The sequence below is a fragment of the uncultured Phascolarctobacterium sp. genome, assembly GCF_937920985.1.
In the GTDB taxonomy this organism is placed as follows: domain Bacteria; phylum Bacillota; class Negativicutes; order Acidaminococcales; family Acidaminococcaceae; genus Phascolarctobacterium_A.
In genome coordinates, this window is the sequence record NZ_CALDXR010000019.1 from 39,686 (window position 1) to 54,895 (window position 15,210).

General features: G+C 48.8%; 14 protein-coding genes. 5 read left to right on the forward strand and 9 right to left on the reverse strand.

Annotated features, from left to right (window positions below):
* Nucleotides 1-61: 61 nt before the first annotated feature.
* The 3 genes from Q0612_RS03160 to Q0612_RS03170 form a co-directional block, all read right to left on the reverse strand.
* Complete coding sequence (locus tag Q0612_RS03160) at nucleotides 62-1,432, reverse strand: phosphomannomutase (RefSeq protein WP_298880650.1); 1,371 nt, start codon at nucleotides 1,430-1,432, stop codon at nucleotides 62-64.
* 117 nt (nucleotides 1,433-1,549) lie between these two features.
* Nucleotides 1,550-2,329, reverse strand: coding sequence for a retron system putative HNH endonuclease (locus tag Q0612_RS03165; protein WP_298880653.1), 780 nt, complete (start codon nucleotides 2,327-2,329; stop codon nucleotides 1,550-1,552).
* A complete protein-coding gene (locus tag Q0612_RS03170) occupies nucleotides 2,326-3,642 on the reverse strand; it encodes an AAA family ATPase (protein WP_298880656.1) in 1,317 nt (438 codons plus the stop codon). Before Q0612_RS03170 ends, Q0612_RS03165 begins: the two co-directional genes overlap by 4 nt.
* 175 nt (nucleotides 3,643-3,817) lie before the next feature.
* On the opposite strand from Q0612_RS03170, the gene Q0612_RS03175 reads away from it, so the two are divergent.
* The 5 genes from Q0612_RS03175 to Q0612_RS03195 all read left to right on the forward strand — a co-directional run bounded on the left by Q0612_RS03175 (nucleotide 3,818) and on the right by Q0612_RS03195 (nucleotide 8,276).
* Complete coding sequence (locus Q0612_RS03175) at nucleotides 3,818-5,029, forward strand: DUF401 family protein (RefSeq protein WP_298880659.1); 1,212 nt, start codon at nucleotides 3,818-3,820, stop codon at nucleotides 5,027-5,029.
* Nucleotides 5,030-5,186: 157 nt separating this feature from the next.
* Nucleotides 5,187-6,644, forward strand: coding sequence for a sodium/proline symporter (locus tag Q0612_RS03180; RefSeq protein WP_298880663.1), 1,458 nt, complete (start codon nucleotides 5,187-5,189; stop codon nucleotides 6,642-6,644).
* 196 nt (nucleotides 6,645-6,840) lie between these two features.
* The gene (locus Q0612_RS03185; protein WP_298880666.1) at nucleotides 6,841-7,434 is read left to right on the forward strand and encodes a hypothetical protein; all 594 of its coding nucleotides are present in this window, start codon (nucleotides 6,841-6,843) and stop codon (nucleotides 7,432-7,434) included.
* Nucleotides 7,435-7,663: 229 nt separating this feature from the next.
* A complete protein-coding gene (locus Q0612_RS03190) occupies nucleotides 7,664-7,858 on the forward strand; it encodes a type II toxin-antitoxin system HicA family toxin (RefSeq protein WP_009144914.1) in 195 nt (64 codons plus the stop codon).
* 4 nt (nucleotides 7,859-7,862) lie between these two features.
* Nucleotides 7,863-8,276: a type II toxin-antitoxin system HicB family antitoxin gene (locus tag Q0612_RS03195; RefSeq protein ID WP_246869418.1), complete on the forward strand. Its 414-nt coding sequence runs from the start codon at nucleotides 7,863-7,865 to the stop codon at nucleotides 8,274-8,276.
* A gap of 62 nt (nucleotides 8,277-8,338) precedes the next feature.
* Here the strand turns inward: Q0612_RS03195 and aguB are convergent, their stop codons facing one another.
* From aguB to Q0612_RS03225, 6 genes are read right to left on the reverse strand one after another with little or no spacing between them, the layout of a single operon-like run.
* On the reverse strand, nucleotides 8,339-9,217 hold the full coding sequence (gene aguB / locus Q0612_RS03200; protein ID WP_293389777.1) for an N-carbamoylputrescine amidase: 879 nt from the start codon (nucleotides 9,215-9,217) through the stop codon (nucleotides 8,339-8,341).
* Nucleotides 9,214-10,344, reverse strand: coding sequence for an agmatine deiminase (gene aguA / locus Q0612_RS03205; RefSeq protein WP_367181687.1), 1,131 nt, complete (start codon nucleotides 10,342-10,344; stop codon nucleotides 9,214-9,216). Before aguA ends, aguB begins: the two co-directional genes overlap by 4 nt.
* A complete protein-coding gene (nspC, locus tag Q0612_RS03210; protein WP_298880679.1) occupies nucleotides 10,344-11,582 on the reverse strand; it encodes a carboxynorspermidine decarboxylase in 1,239 nt (412 codons plus the stop codon). The genes aguA and nspC overlap by 1 nt, the downstream gene beginning before the upstream one ends.
* A 1-nt stretch (nucleotide 11,583) precedes the next feature.
* Entirely contained in the window at nucleotides 11,584-12,843 is a 1,260-nt protein-coding gene (locus tag Q0612_RS03215) for a saccharopine dehydrogenase family protein (protein ID WP_009144909.1), read from the reverse strand.
* Nucleotides 12,844-12,879: 36 nt separating this feature from the next.
* On the reverse strand, nucleotides 12,880-13,734 hold the full coding sequence (gene speE, locus Q0612_RS03220) for a polyamine aminopropyltransferase (RefSeq protein WP_293389766.1): 855 nt from the start codon (nucleotides 13,732-13,734) through the stop codon (nucleotides 12,880-12,882).
* A 13-nt stretch (nucleotides 13,735-13,747) separates the two neighbouring features.
* A complete protein-coding gene (locus Q0612_RS03225) occupies nucleotides 13,748-15,196 on the reverse strand; it encodes an aminotransferase class I/II-fold pyridoxal phosphate-dependent enzyme (RefSeq protein WP_021720419.1) in 1,449 nt (482 codons plus the stop codon).
* Nucleotides 15,197-15,210 lie beyond the last annotated feature (14 nt).

The following is a 15,210-nucleotide window of genomic DNA, read 5'->3' on the forward strand; positions in this document are numbered from 1 at the left end:
ATATGCATAGCAGCAACGCTGCAGGCAGTGCTTTACGAAAAAACACGGATACTCAGGAAAGTTAAGCTTCTTCGCCGCCAATAACTTCCAATAATTCTGCTGTCTTCGCAGCAAGCAGCTCCTTATCACCCTTAGTTTCTACGTTCAGGCGCATTACAGGCTCCGTATTGGATACACGCACATTAAAGCGCCAGTTATCATAAGCAACGCTCAGGCCGTCCAGGTGATCCTGCTCGCCGTCAGCATATTTTTTGCCCAGCTCTGCCAGTACTGCTGCGGAATCAGCAACCTTGCGGTTTATTTCACCGCTGCAGGGATACATAGCAACGCGCTCGCCTACCAGCTCGCTGAGCTTTTTACCGCTGCGGCACATCAGCTCAGTTACCAGTAGCCAGGGAATCATGCCGCTGTCGCAGCAGGAGAAATCGCGGAAATAATGATGCGCGCTCATTTCGCCACCGTACAGAACGTCATTATTACGCATGCATTCCTTCATAAAGGCATGCCCGCTCTTGCAGCGCACAGGCACACCGCCGTCACGCTGTAAAATAGCTTCGGTGTTCCAGGTCAGGCGCGGGTCGAACATAATCTTTGCGCCCGGCTCCTTGTGCAGGAAAACCTCCGCCAGCAGGCCGACAATGTAATAGCCTTCGATAAAATCTGCCTTCTCGTCAAAGAGGAAGCAGCGGTCGAAATCACCGTCCCAGGCAATACCCAAATCAGCACCGCTCTCACGCACAACCTTCGCTGTAGCCTCACGGTTGGGCAGCAGCAGCGGGTTGGGTACACCATTGGGGAAGGTGCCGTCCGGCGTTTCGTTCAGCGTAATAAATTCAAACGGCAAATGCTTTGCCAGCTCCTTTAAAATCGGACCAGCTCCGCCGTTGCCGGGGTTAGCAACAATCTTCATCGGTTTGAGCACACTCGTATCAACGTAGGTCAGCAAATGCTCAATATAAGCAGGCATAATATCCAGCTGCTCCAAAGCACCCATAGTCTTGCCTGCTACCACCTGATGCGCAAACTCTTTAGTTGTCGCAACCATCTCGCCAATTTCCTTCAGACCGGTATCACTGGAAACAGGACGTGCATCACGACGCACCAGCTTCATGCCATTGTATTCCTTAGGATTATGGCTGGCAGTAACCATAATACCGCCATCTGCTTTCAGATGCGCGGTAGCAAAATAAATCATTTCCGTACCACACTGACCGATATCAATAACCCTGGTGCCGCCATGGCGCAGACCTTCTGTCAGCGCATCAACCAATGCTCTGCCGCTCAGGCGGATATCATGGCCGACAACAACAGTTTCTGCAGCAAACATTGCTGAAAAAATGCGTCCCATACGGTAAGCCATTTCCTCATTAACCTCTGTAGGGTAAACGCCGCGTACATCGTAGGCCTTAAAAGCCTTATTCGTAACTTGCATTTGTCTATACTCCTTTTTTACATTGTATTTAGCAAAATTTCATTGTTCAAGAACCATTTTATATTATTCTTCATCCAACAAAAAAATCCTGCCTGCATTGCAGACAGGATTTAAACGCTACAGCTTAGCACCACTCGAACGGATAACTTCTTCCGCTGCCTCTCCCAGATACCAACGGATAACAGAAAAGAACGGCAGCGTCACGCCATTATAATCAGGCAGCAGACAGATAGTTGCCAGCATTTCCAGCACTTCATCCAGTTCACGGCCCTTACTAAGCTCCTCACTTATCTGGTCCTCCAGCGTATGGATAACCTCTCGGCGCATGCGCATCAAACGCGGCGCGTTCAAGTTCAGCTCGCGGATAGTGCTGCGCGCCTTGTTTTGCAGCTCCTTCGGGCAGGTATCTTCGTCTACATACATCCGCCCGCTATGCTCGGCATAACGGAACAGGCGGATTTTGCCGGGAATCTTCAGCGGATTGAGAATATAGTTTGTAATTTCACGCCCACCCTTGGGCACATCGCAGCTGCGGTCACGCTTCTGGCTGGAATAGCGCCACTCGGGATCAGGCACGTAAGGCTGACTGCCGCCGTGGCACACGCCCAACAGATTGCGCCAATCCAGATGATAGTTGTGTCCATGCTCCTGCGTGGCATTTTTCGGATAAAAATGCTCTACGCGGAAGTCGTCAACCTCGCCTTCCTCCTCCGCCAGCTTAATGCCTACCTCACAATAGGCGCAAAGGCCGTGCTGGTCACGCAAGATTGCTTCCCGCACCTGTTTGTAGCCCTTGCGGCAGCGACGACGGAAATGCTCCCAGGTTTCCTCGGGATTACGCAGGCGATACTGCCTAAGCATCTCCGGCTCTTCCTTGCTTTTATAAACACGTTTCATGAGCGCCTCCTGCGGAACTGACGCATACGGATATCCATATCCGCACGCAGCAGAGCAGGCTCCTTGCCTTTAGACCATTTATCTAGTTTTTTACGCAGCTCCAGCGCCTCCGGCGTATCCCAGGCATCCTCGCTCACCAGCTGCAGATAACGCTTTAAATCCTGCACAATCGGCAGAGCTTGCGGACGCGGGCTCACATTCTGGATATCCTGCAGCAGCTGATAGCTGTTGGCTCCTAAAGAAAAATCTACGTGACGCACTCCTTCAAACTGCTTGCCCCAGGCCAGCACGCGGATGCTCTCGGCCGGCACGCTGCTAAGCACCTGCGGACTATGCGTAGTAACAACAAACTGCACCATCGGGAATGTTTTCTGCAAATCAAGCAGCACCGTCTGCTGCCACAGAGGGTGCAGGTGCATTTCTACCTCATCAATCAATACAAGGCCCTGGGTCTTGGTTACCGCATCCTCACGCAGCTGCGGATTCAGACGCGCCATGCGATAGGCCAAATCAGCCACCATACTGATAATGCTGCGGAAGCCGTCGCTCAATTCATCTACCACCATCTCACCCATATCGGGATGGCTGACAACAAAGCATTTCAAGCGATAATTATAATACAAATCACGCAGACCGGTGCTTTCCAGACACACATCTACAGCGTTCTGAATAGCATTCTTCAGCATCACATTGCGCTTCACCTCTGCGCTATACTGCTGTTCTGTCTGCGCACATTTGGTAACGTACTCAAACCATTTGCCAAAGGTGCTGTAGGAAGAAGACGGCTCCAGGCATTCCTCGTAGCCTACATTGCGTTCTGTCAGCGACTTGTGAAAATTCGTCATCAGCTTGCTGTCTACCCAAATGCGCTGAGTACCGTAATAGGCCAGCACCGGCAGCAGCCTGTTGCCGTTCTCCTTAGCATCGTGCGCCAATGCGCAACCACGCTCGCACAGCTCATTAGCATCATCCTCGGGCACATTGCCCTCCAGCAGGCGGCGGGTACAGGTAAGCTTTTTGCCGTAAACCTCACCCTCCAGCTTAATTTCTACCGGATAATGACACTCCATACCTTCAATATGACGCATATCCTTTTTATAAACAGGCACACGCCGCACATCCTGGGGGGTAATGTGCCGACCACTGGCATCAAAGCTGCGCAGGTAAGGCTCCAGAGCAATTGCCAGCGCATCAAAAATCGCCGTCTTGCCCTTGCCGTTTTCACCTACAATAACTGTCAGCCTAGGTTCAAAATCAATATCAAGCTCATCGTAACAACGGAAATTCTTCAGCCTTAATCTTTCTATCTGCATAACCTGACCTCCGTTTCTGTATCTCTGCTTACATTATAGCATTATTTGCATCCCATACTAAGATTTTTTACAGTTTTATTATGATTTTTTTGTGGCAGGGTGTATAATAAATAAACATCATCAGCAATTACTTGGTACTTGCCAACAATTACGCAACCGAAAGGAAAAACTGTTTATGAATATATTTCTTCTGCTTACAATCGCCATGCTCATGATTATCCTCATGCTGCGGCGACACATCCCCATCGGCCCCTGTATGCTCACCAGCGGTATTTTTATCTGGCTGATGAAAGCACCGGAGCTGCCGTATCTGGTGCAGGCATTACGCGAAACATTAACAATGCCGCGCACCTATGATATTCTTTTTGCCCTCTATTTTGTCATGTGCCTGGAAATCGAGCTGCGCACCAGCGGTGCACTGGCCGGTATGGTGCAGGCGCTGCAACGCATCTTTTCCAGCGCTAAGGTAACCCTGGCCGTGATGCCTGCCTTCTTAGGCCTGCTACCGTCATTGGGCGGCGCGCGCTTTTCGGCTCCCATTGTAGAGGAAGCCAGCAAAAATATCCCTATCGAACAGGACCACAAGGCAGCCATCAATTTCTGGTTCCGCCATATCTTTGAATTTTCCAGCCCGATTATCCCCGGTATGATAATGGCCTGCAACATCGCCGGTGTCAGCTACAGTGAATTCATCCTGCATCTGGCCTGGCTTACCGTACTAGCCTTCGCCGCCGGCTGGTTTGTCCTCATCCGCCCGATTAAAGCAGATAATAACCGTACCGAAACAATTGCCAATGACAGTCAGGGAATGCAGGATTTGTGGCTGGCGCTTTCGCCTGTCATTATCACCTTTATCCTGGTAGTCTTCTGCGGCTTTAATGCCTCAGCCGGCATGGGATTGGTAACAGCCTGCCTGTTTCTGGTACTTCGCTTTACTAAACGCGAGGTCGGCCTCAAGGATGTTGTCATCGGTGCGCTGGATATCAAAATGTTTCTCAATGTGCTCTGCATCCTCTACTTCATTCAGATTCTGACTGTCACCCATGTGCTGCAGGAAATCGTTGTAGCCTTTCAAAGCTCACCGCTGCCGGTGCCTGTCATCATCGCCTGCGTCAGCTTCATCATCGGCGTGCTCACCGGTATGTCGCAGGGACACGTGGCCATTGTCATGCCTATCGTCGCCGCTATGCAGACAGGCAGCCTGAACCTTGCCGGCGTTGCCATGGCCTTTGGTATTGCGGGGCAGATGCTCACACCGACGCATATGTGTCTTGTTATCACCGTCGATTATTTTAAAGCCAACTTTTTCAAAACTCTTAAGCCGGTCCTGCTTTGCGAAATAATCATTTTGACTATCTTTACAGTTTATACTTATTTTACATGGTGAATTTTTTGTGCTTGCTTAGCAACAGGAAATCTGTAGTTCAGACCTAAAAACGCTGTTATTTACAGATTAAACACTTTATTTTTATTATTTGCTTGCAGTAGCACAAAGATTAAGTGTATAATAATGTTATCTATTCTTAAATTTTGGAGGGGTGTTTGTGAATTATACAGAAATGGTAGTCTTCATTATCTACCTGCTATTCATGCTATCAATCGGTATCTGGTTCTTCTATAAAAATCGTCAGGGTGGTGAAAAGACCTACTTCCTCGGCGGCCGTCAGATGGGACCGTGGGTAACCGCTCTTTCTGCCGGTGCTTCTGATATGAGCGCCTGGGTGCTCATGGGCTTGCCGACATCTATCTACGCTCTCGGCCTCGGTCAGGCCTGGATCAGTATCGGCCTGCTCACCGGCTATTCCTTAAGCTGGATTTTTCAGGCACCGCGCCTGCGCCGTTTTTCCATTGTGGCCAACGATGCCATCACTATTCCGCAGTACCTCAGCAACCGCTTTTTATCTAAGTCCCACGTGCTGCAGGTAATCTGTGCAATCGTCTTCCTCATTGCCTACACTATTTATTCCGCTTCCAGCATCAAGGCTTGCGGTACTCTGTTCAACACTGTTATCGGTATTGACCAGACCTACACCATGTATGTGGCAGCCTTCATCATCATCGGCTACACCTTCTTGGGTGGCTTTTCTGCCGTTTGCTGGACCGACTTCTATCAGGGCCTGATGATTTTAGGTTCTCTCCTGATTGCACCTATCTTCGCAGTATCCTTAATCAATCCGCAGGCTGTTGCCGGCATTCCTCCCGATTACTGGAATCCGGTTGCCAAAACCTCTGATATCATCTCCGGCTTCGGCTGGGGCCTGGGCTACTTCGGTATGCCGCATATCATCATCCGCTTCATGTCCCTCAAATCTCAAAAGGAAATGAAGAAATCCGCTGTTATCGCTATCAGCTGGACCGCCCTCATCTGCTTCTTCGCTACTATGGTAGGCGTTGTTGGCCGTATGTATCTGGGCATGGATGAAAACATCAACCAAAACTCTCTGGTATTCATCGCCATGGTTCGCAGCATTTTCCCGGCTCTGATGAGCGGTATCCTGCTCTCCGGCGTATTGGCAGCTTCCATGAGTACTGCTTCCAGTCAGCTGCTCGCTTCCGCTTCTGCCTTTGCCAGCGACGTTTATAAGCCTGTAATCCGCAAATACCAGTCCGGTGACAAGGAAATGCTTTGGGCAGGCCGCATCGTCGTACTCGTTATCTCCTTCGTTGCTCTGCTTATTGCCGATTCTCCGCGTGCAGGCAGCATTATGGAGCTTGTTGCCAACGCCTGGGGCGTATTCGGTGCAGCCTTCGGTTCTGCTATCATGCTCAGCCTTTTCTGGCGCGGCTTCACCTTCCAGGGTGCGGTAGCCTGCATCATCGTCGGTGCTGTTGTCGATATCGGCTGGTACCTGACTATGGCAGCCTCCACCGGCATCTACGAAATTATCCCCGGCTTTTTTGCCAGCCTTGTAGCAGGTGTCATTGTTTCCCTGCTCAGCGGCGGTCCTTCCAAAGAGGTTGCTGCGCTTTATGATAAAGCCAACAACTACGTTGAGGAATAATTGTATAAGCCTAAAAAATTAGCCACATAAAAAAGTCCGATTTGTCATCACAGACGAATCGGACTTTTTATATTCTCAGCAAAATTTCAAGCTAATTTTACCCAAAGAGGCAAAAGCATAGCATTTTCCTCTCAATCATATTATAATAAAAGTGACCAATAAATTTGCTTAATACATTATGTGAGGAGGTTCTGCCATGCGTACTTTTCTGCCATTAGCCTTTTGGTACTGGCTCTATAATCAGCTCTTCTTCTTTTTGGGGGCATTGGGCTTTTTTGTAATTCATTTTCTTGTTGCTTTCATCGGCTTCGGCGGCATGGATACTCTTGCCAGCGCTATTTTGACAACACTTTATGCATTTATTCTTTACAAGCTCTTCGGGCGTTTTCTCTGGCGCAACAGGCTACAGCAATATAGTTTTAGCAGTACCACTCTCATATATGCCTCATTGCTGCCGCTGATTTTAGGCAGCGTCGTTCTCACCGCCAGCTTTGCCATAGCAGACGGCAAAATCTATAACACCATGACCGCTATGCCTGTGCTCGCAGCCATCAATCTCAGCCTTTCCTACCTGCCGCTTGCCAAAAGCGTCTGGACAATGCTCATTCTAGGCAGCATCTTCAACCTCTTTACGCTTATCTGCTTCTGGCGCTACTGCCGCAAGTATCTGCAGCAGGAAATTCCCTGGCTGAGGCTACTCATACCACTGGCTATCTGTCTGGTAATCTGCACCATCATTATCTATGGCATAACGATTACGTATCTGCCTGATGATAAAGCGGGAAGATGAGATAGTCAAAATTTTATCATCATTAATCCAAACATCTTATGAAATTTTTGCAAATATACCTCTAACCATATTTTCTATGATATAATAAGTCTAACATACAAATTTAATACTGTTGTCGTTCTCTTAGGAGTATTGTAGTACCAACTGCAATACTCCTTTTTTAATAGCATCATCAATACGTATTGTTTTTATACGTGTTAAATGATACAATTATGAAAGGAGCAATATCATGAAATTTAAAGAACTGGAAAAGCTACTGAAAAAAGCCGGTTGGACATTATATTCTACCAGAGGCTCCCACTTTTATTACGTACATCCACGCCAACCTAATAAAGTAACTGTTCCTAACCATAAGGGAGATATTCCCATAGGCACAGTTAAAGCTATTTTCAAACAAGCCGGTTTAGATTTTCAGAAAGGGTGATTTTATGTTATCAATGTATCCTGCGTGCTTTTATAAAGAAAAAGACGGACAATACACCGTAATTTTTCCTGACCTTAACCACCTCGCAACCTGTGGTACGGATTTACAAGATGCTATGAAAATGGCAACAGACTGCCTTGCCGGCTTTCTTTACGAAGCAAAGCTCAGCAATGAAGCTGTTCCGGAACCATCTGAATTAAACACTATTGACGTTAACGAAGAATATAGCGATTACGCAGAAGCCTTTGTTAATATAGTAAGTGTTGATGTAGAAGCATATGCCAAAGAGCACTTTACCAAAGCAGTCAAAAAAACTCTCACCATCCCCAAATGGTTAAATGATGCGGCGATTGCCAAAAAGCTGAACTTCTCCAAAATTTTACAGGATGCTCTCAAGCACGAGCTCAATATCGGATAAAGCAAAAATCACAACCGGTTACATATATAACCGATTGTGATTTTTTATTATAGTTTCAATATTTACTTACCGGCAATTTTACCGTAGCATTCCGGTCTGCGATCGCGGAACAATCCCCAGCTCAGTCTGTCCTCAGCCAAGGCTGCCAAGTCATACTCCGCATAAAGAATCTCTTCCTGATCACGCGATGCGTCCTGCACAAGCGCACCGGTACCGTCGGTCATAAAGGAAGAGCCGTAGAACAGCAGTGAGGACTGCTGGCCTGCATTGCCTTCGCAGGGCTCCACAGTTTCCAGACCGATGCGGTTTGCTGCTACCACAGGCATCAGATTGGCTGCGCTATGGCCTTGCATAACACGGCGCCAATGCGGCATGCTGTCGCAGTCTAAGATAGGCTCGGAGCCAATCGCCGTCGGATAGAACAAAAGCTCTGCTCCGTTCAGCGCCAGGCAACGTGCTGTCTCAGGGAACCATTGGTCCCAACAGATACCGATACCGACACGGCCATACTTGGTATTGAAAACCGTAAAGCCGCTGTTACCCGGTTTAAAGTAAAATTTTTCCTGATAAAAATGATCGTCAGGAATATGTGTTTTGCGATAAACGCCTAAAATCTCACCGTCAGCATCAATGCAGGCGATGGAATTATATAATTCGTTGACATCACGCTCAAAGAAGCTGATAGGCAGAACGATATTCAGCTCCTTTGCCAAACGCTTGCCCATCTGCACCGCAGGATTTTCTTCCGTAGGCAGTGCATACTGATAGAAATCATAGCGACGCTGCTGGCAGAAATACGGACGCTCCCACAGCTCCGGCAGCAGAATAATCTGCGCACCGTTCGCTGCAGCTTCGCGTACCAGCGCTTCAGCGTGCTGCAAATTTTCTTCTACGGTCGGCGCACAGCGCATCTGCACTGCTGCCACCTTTACCTTGCTCATAAGCACACTCCCTTCGGAATTTGCTGTGTAATGCAGTGAATATTGCCGCCACCGGTCAAAATTGCCCGCGCCGGTATCTGCACTACCTTACGCTCCGGACAGAGCTTGGCAAGAATTTCCGCCGCCAGCGCATCGCTGCCCGCATTCTCACCGCCAAAGGCAGGCACTACAACACTGTCATTACTGAAATAAAAGTTTACATACGAAGCTGCCAGACGTTCACCTGCTTCGCGCATATCCTCGCCTTCAACAAAGTCGAAGCCTGCTACCTCGTCTTCTGTGATGCACACCGGCACCGCAGGAACAGGCAGCTTATGCACGATGATTTTGCGCCCCTTAGCATCCGTCAGCTGCTCCAAAGCATCCAGGCTTGCCTTGCTCAAAGCATACTGCGGATCAGCCTCGTTATCGGTCCAAGCCAGAATTACTTCACCCGGACGTATAAATGCACACACATTATCTACATGCTCGTTGGTTTCATCGTTATAAATACCGCGCGGAATCCACAAAACCTTTTCCACGCCCAGGTAAGTCTTAAGCTTTTGTTCAATCTGCTCCTTCGACAGGTCAGGATTGCGTCCTGCACTCAGCAGGCAGGCCTCCGTCACCAATGCCGTACCCTCGCCGTCGCAGTGAATAGAACCGCCCTCCAGCACGAAGGGAACAGCATCATACAGGGCAGTACCATAATGCTCCGCAAACTTTTCCGCAAAAGCATCGTCCTGCTCATAATCGGGATACAGGCCGTCTACCTCGCCGCCCCAGGCATTGAAGCGCCAGTTCACACCGCGCAGCTCGCGTCCCTGTGCGCCGTCGCGCACAACAAAAGTCGGGCCGATGTCACGCGCCCAGCTGTCATCCGTTTCCATAGCAACCAGCTCAACATTGGCGACACCTGCAAGATATTTCTGCGCCACAGCAAAGTGCTTAGCACCGCAGATAACATAAACCTTTTCGCTCGCCGCAATCGCCTTAATCACAGCCGTAAACGCTTCGCAGGCCGCCACTGCGCCAAAGCTCCAGGAGCCCGGACGCTGCGGCCACACGATAATGCAGCCGTCATGCGATTCGTATTCGCCGGGCATGTGAAAGCCGTCAGCAGCGGGAGTAAAGTTTTTCTCTAACATCATGACAAACGTCCTTTAAAATCTTCATAACCGAAACGGCGCACCAGCTCCGTAGTACCGTCCTTGTGCAGCAGCACAATATCAGGCAGCGGAATGCCGTTAAAGGTATTATTTTTAACCATGGAATAAATCGCCATATCCTCAAAAATCAGCTTATCGCCAACCTTGATTTCCTTGTCAAAGCTGTAATCGCCAATCACGTCACCGGCCAGACAGGTCATCGAGGATAAACGGTATTTATATTGCTTTTCGTCAGCCTCATAACCGCCGCGCAGAGGCGGACGGTAAGGCATCTCCAGCACGTCAGGCATATGGCAGGCAGCCGAGGCATCAAGGATAAGAATATCCAGACCGTTATGCACAATATCCAACACCTCGGTCACAAGATAGCCGGCATTGAGCGCCACAGCCTCACCTGGCTCCAGATATACCTCAACATGATAGGTATTACGAATATATTTCACTAAATCAATCAGCGCTTCCACATCATAATCACTGCGCGTAATATGATGCCCGCCGCCCAGATTCAGCCATTTAAGTTGCTTAAAGTACTTGCTGAACTTCGCTTCGAACGCCTTCCATGTCGTCAGCAGATCATCAGAGTTCTGCTCACACAGCGTATGGAAATGCAGGCCTTCGATTTCCGGCGGCAAATCCTCCGGAAAGTTTGCCAGCGTTACGCCCAGACGTGAGCCATAGGCACAGGGGTCATAAATTGCATGCTCACCCTCTTGCGTCGAGCATTCCGGGTTTACGCGGATACCCACGCTCACACCGGCCTGAGCGCAGACAGCCTTATGCTTTTCAAACTGCGCAAAGCTGTTGAAAATGATATGGTCGCAGATTTGCACCAGCTCCTGCATATCCTGCTCCTTAAAAGCAGGTGCAAAAACATGGTTCTCCTTGCCCATCTCCTCATGACCGAGGCGCGCTTCATAAATGCCGCTTGCCGTCGTGCCTGCCAAATATTCGCCCATCAGCGGATACAGGCGGAACATAGAAAAGCATTTCTGTGCCAGCAGAATATGCGCACCGCTTTCATGCTGCACACGCTGTAAAAGGCGCAGATTATTCAGCAGCTTAGCCTCATCAACCACATAGCAGGGAGTCGGCAGCGCCTTCAGCGCCGCCTCCTCACGCTCTGCGCGCAAATTCTTCTGCAAATCAGCCAGACGGGAAGCACCCTCAGCCTTGTCGACAACATATGCCGGCATCACAGTTTTCTTGGCGTCCGTCATCTTATTCTACCGTAGCCGGGTTTTCGTCAACAACCCAAGGCAGGCCGAACTTATTCAGCATATCCATGTACGGATCCGGATCGAATTCTTCCACATTGAATACGCCTTTGCCCTGCCATTGCTTAGTAATAACCAGAGCAGTACCGATCATTGCAGGAACGCCGGTGGTGTAGCTGATAGCCTGAGAGCCGACCTCTTTGTAGCATTCCTGATGGTCGCAGACATTATAAATATAAATGGTCTTTTTCTTGCCATCTTTGGTACCGGTGAAGATACAGCCGATGTTGGTTTTGCCTACGGTGCGAGGACCGAGGGAAGCAGGATCCGGCAGCAGTGCTTTGAGGAACTGAATAGGAACGATCTCCTTGCCTTCATAGTTAATCGGCTTGGTGGACAGCATGCCAACGTTCTCCAGGCACTTCATATGTGTCAGATAGCTTTGACCGAAGGTCATGAAGAAGCGGATGCGTTTTACGCCGGGAATATTCTTCGCCAGAGATTCAATTTCCTCATGGTGCAGCAGATACATATCCTTCATGCCTACCTCAGGGAAATCATACTCGCGTTTGATAGCCATAGCCGGGATTTCTACCCAATGGCCGTTTTCCCAATAGGAGCCGGGAGCAGAAACCTCACGCAGGTTAATTTCGGGGTTGAAGTTGGTAGCAAACGGATAACCGTGGTCGCCGCCGTTGCAGTCCAGAATATCAATAGTTTCGATTTCATCAAAATAATGCTTCAGTGCATAAGCAGAGAAAACACTGGTAACACCGGGGTCAAAGCCGGTGCCGAGCAGAGCCATGATGCCGGCCTGCTCAAATTTTTCTTTATAAGCCCATTGCCAGGAATAATCGAAGTAAGCAGAGAAGCCCTCTTCCTTGCAGCGCTTGTCATAAACTGCACGCCATGCAGGATCGTCAATGTTTTCCGGCTCATAGTTAGCGGTATCGATGTAATCAACCTTGCATTCCAGGCAGGCATCCATAATAGTCAGGTCCTGATAAGGCAGAGCAACATTCAGCACTGCGTCTGGCTGGTAAGCCTTAATCAGCTGTACAAGCTGTTCCTTGCTGTCAGCGTCAACCTGTGCTGTAGTAATCACAGTAGAGGTCGTGGGCTGCAGCTTTTCCTTAACTGCGTCACATTTGGACTTCGTACGGCTGGCAATACACAGCTCGGTGAAAACATCACTGTTTTGGCAGCATTTTGCGATAGCTACGCCGGCAACACCGCCGCAGCCGATTACTAATAATTTACTCATAATTCAAATCATCTCCTGTTCATAAATTTAAATCAATTATTTTTCTTCTTCTTCCAGCATATCTTCCACATACTTCGGCAGCATAAACGCTCCCTTATGCAGATGCTCGGAATAATACCATGTTTTAATACCACGCTCCAGCCACTTCTTGGCATCAAAATCCTTCAGCGGATGATATTTCTTAGAAGCAAAGCCAAACAGCCAGTAGCCGGAAGGACAGGTTGGAATATGCGCCTGATATACACGGCTGATAGGGAAGCTGTGGCTGGCCTTGCGGTGCATTGCTCGGCAGGTTTCCTCATCCTCATCGTAGAAGGGACTGCCATGCTGATAAACCATGATGCCGTCCTCTTTGAGTGCGCGGAAACAGTTACCATAAAATTCCTTGGTAAACAGGCCCGCTGCATGACCTAAGGGATCAATAGCATCACTGATAATCAGATCGTATTCATCAACCTTAGTACGCAAAAAACGCAGACCGTTAGCGTTGAAAACAGTTACGCGCGGGTCATCAAGACCGCAGGCGTTGTCTGGAAAATAGTCACGGCAGACATCGATAAAAACATGGTCCGTTTCTACTACGTCGATTTCCTCTATTTCATCATAATGCGTCAGCTCGCGCGCTACACCGCCGTCGCCGCCGCCGATTACCAGTACCTTGCGCACATGCGGATGCACTGCCATAGGCACATGGACAATCATTTCGTCATAAACAAATTCGTCCTTTTCCGAAAAGACTATGGTACCGTCACAGCTGATAAAGCGACCGAATTCCTTGGATTCAAAAACGTCTATTCTTTGGAAATCCGTATCCGCACCGAAAAGCTGCTTTTCGATTTTGATATCCAGCTTCACATCTTCTGTATGATAGTCAGAAAACCATAGCTCCATTTAATCACGTCCTTTATACTAGTACATTGATATTATTAACATCCGGATCTTCAGGTCCCTGCATGGAGCAACCCTTTTCCTTAGCGTAAATAATATAATCGATAATATCCTTGGTAATAACCTCACCCGGCGCCAAAATAGGAATTCCCGGCGGGTAGCACATTACAAACTCACTGCAGATGCGTCCCGCAGTTTCGCGTATAGGCAAAGATTCGTCCTTGGCATAAAAAGCCTTCTGCGGCGAAACAACAACCTTAGGCGCGATATATTCGGTATTGAGCATTTGCGACGGATCCTTGGAATACAGGCGCTTGATATCCGCCAAAGCACCTACAAGACGTTCAATATCCTGAATACGGTCACCGATAGAAATATAAGCAAGAATATTGGCGATATCACCGAACTCAATCTGGATATCATATTCATCGCGCAGCAAATCATAAACCTCGATGCCTGCAAGACCAATATCACGCGTATAGACCGAAAGCTTGGTAACATCAAAATCATAAATACTGCTGCCGTTTTTCAGCTCGCGTCCGTAAGCATAAAAGCCGCCGATAGAATTGATTTCCTCACGGGCATATTCCGCCATCTCCTGCACTTTGCCGAAGGATGCCTCACCGCGCATATACAGGTTACGGCGGGAAATATCCAAGCTGGAAAGCAGAAGATACGAAGCACTGGTAGTCTGCGTCAGATTAATAATCTGGCTTACATACTCCCAGTTAACATTCGGGCCCGTCAGCAAAAGGCTGCTCTGCGTCAGGCTGCCGCCTGATTTGTGCATGGAAACAGATGCCATGTCAGCGCCGGCCGCCATCGCATTAACAGGCATATTTTTTCCGAAATAAAAATGTGTACCGTGTGCCTCATCTACCAGGCAAAGCATGTTATGCTCATGCGCCAGCTTGACGATAGAACGCAAATCCGAACAGATACCATAATAAGTAGGATTGTTTACGAGCACTGCCGTAGCATCGGGATTTGCCTTAATCGCCTTAGCTACCTCGCCGATCTCCATCCCCAGAGAAATTCCCAGCTTACTGTCAACCTGCGGATTGATATAAACCGGAATCGCGCCATTAAGCACCAGCGCGTTAATCACACTTTTGTGTACATTGCGCGGCAGGATAATTTTATCGCCTGCCTTGCAGGAGGACAACACCATGCTTTGCACGGACGAGGTCGTACCTCCTACCATAAAGAATGCGTGTGCCGCACCGAAGGCCTCCGCTGCCAGCTCCTCTGCGTCACGGATTACCGAAACAGGATGGCAGAGATTATCAAGAGGCTTCATGGAATTGACATCCAGGTTTACGCATTTTTCTCCCAGCAGCTCGCGAAGCTCCGGGTTGCCACGACCGCGCTTATGACCTGGTACATCAAATGGTACAACGCGTTTTTTACGAAAACGCTCCAGTGCCTCGTACACCGGAGCAGAAGTTTGTGATAAATTTCCCATTTTCTTCTCCAAAG

Coding starts and splice junctions, on each gene's coding strand:
- Q0612_RS03160 (WP_298880650.1), bottom strand. CDS start 1,432: ATGCAAGTTACGAATAAGGCTTTTAAGGCCTACGATGTACGCGGCGTT.
- Q0612_RS03165 (WP_298880653.1), bottom strand. CDS start 2,329: ATGAAACGTGTTTATAAAAGCAAGGAAGAGCCGGAGATGCTTAGGCAG.
- Q0612_RS03170 (WP_298880656.1), bottom strand. CDS start 3,642: ATGCAGATAGAAAGATTAAGGCTGAAGAATTTCCGTTGTTACGATGAG.
- Q0612_RS03175 (WP_298880659.1), top strand. CDS start 3,818: ATGAATATATTTCTTCTGCTTACAATCGCCATGCTCATGATTATCCTC.
- Q0612_RS03185 (WP_298880666.1), top strand. CDS start 6,841: ATGCGTACTTTTCTGCCATTAGCCTTTTGGTACTGGCTCTATAATCAG.
- Q0612_RS03190 (WP_009144914.1), top strand. CDS start 7,664: ATGAAATTTAAAGAACTGGAAAAGCTACTGAAAAAAGCCGGTTGGACA.
- Q0612_RS03195 (WP_246869418.1), top strand. CDS start 7,863: ATGTTATCAATGTATCCTGCGTGCTTTTATAAAGAAAAAGACGGACAA.
- aguB (WP_293389777.1), bottom strand. CDS start 9,217: ATGAGCAAGGTAAAGGTGGCAGCAGTGCAGATGCGCTGTGCGCCGACC.
- aguA (WP_367181687.1), bottom strand. CDS start 10,344: ATGTTAGAGAAAAACTTTACTCCCGCTGCTGACGGCTTTCACATGCCC.
- nspC (WP_298880679.1), bottom strand. CDS start 11,582: ATGACGGACGCCAAGAAAACTGTGATGCCGGCATATGTTGTCGACAAG.
- Q0612_RS03215 (WP_009144909.1), bottom strand. CDS start 12,843: ATGAGTAAATTATTAGTAATCGGCTGCGGCGGTGTTGCCGGCGTAGCT.
- speE (WP_293389766.1), bottom strand. CDS start 13,734: ATGGAGCTATGGTTTTCTGACTATCATACAGAAGATGTGAAGCTGGAT.
- Q0612_RS03225 (WP_021720419.1), bottom strand. CDS start 15,196: ATGGGAAATTTATCACAAACTTCTGCTCCGGTGTACGAGGCACTGGAG.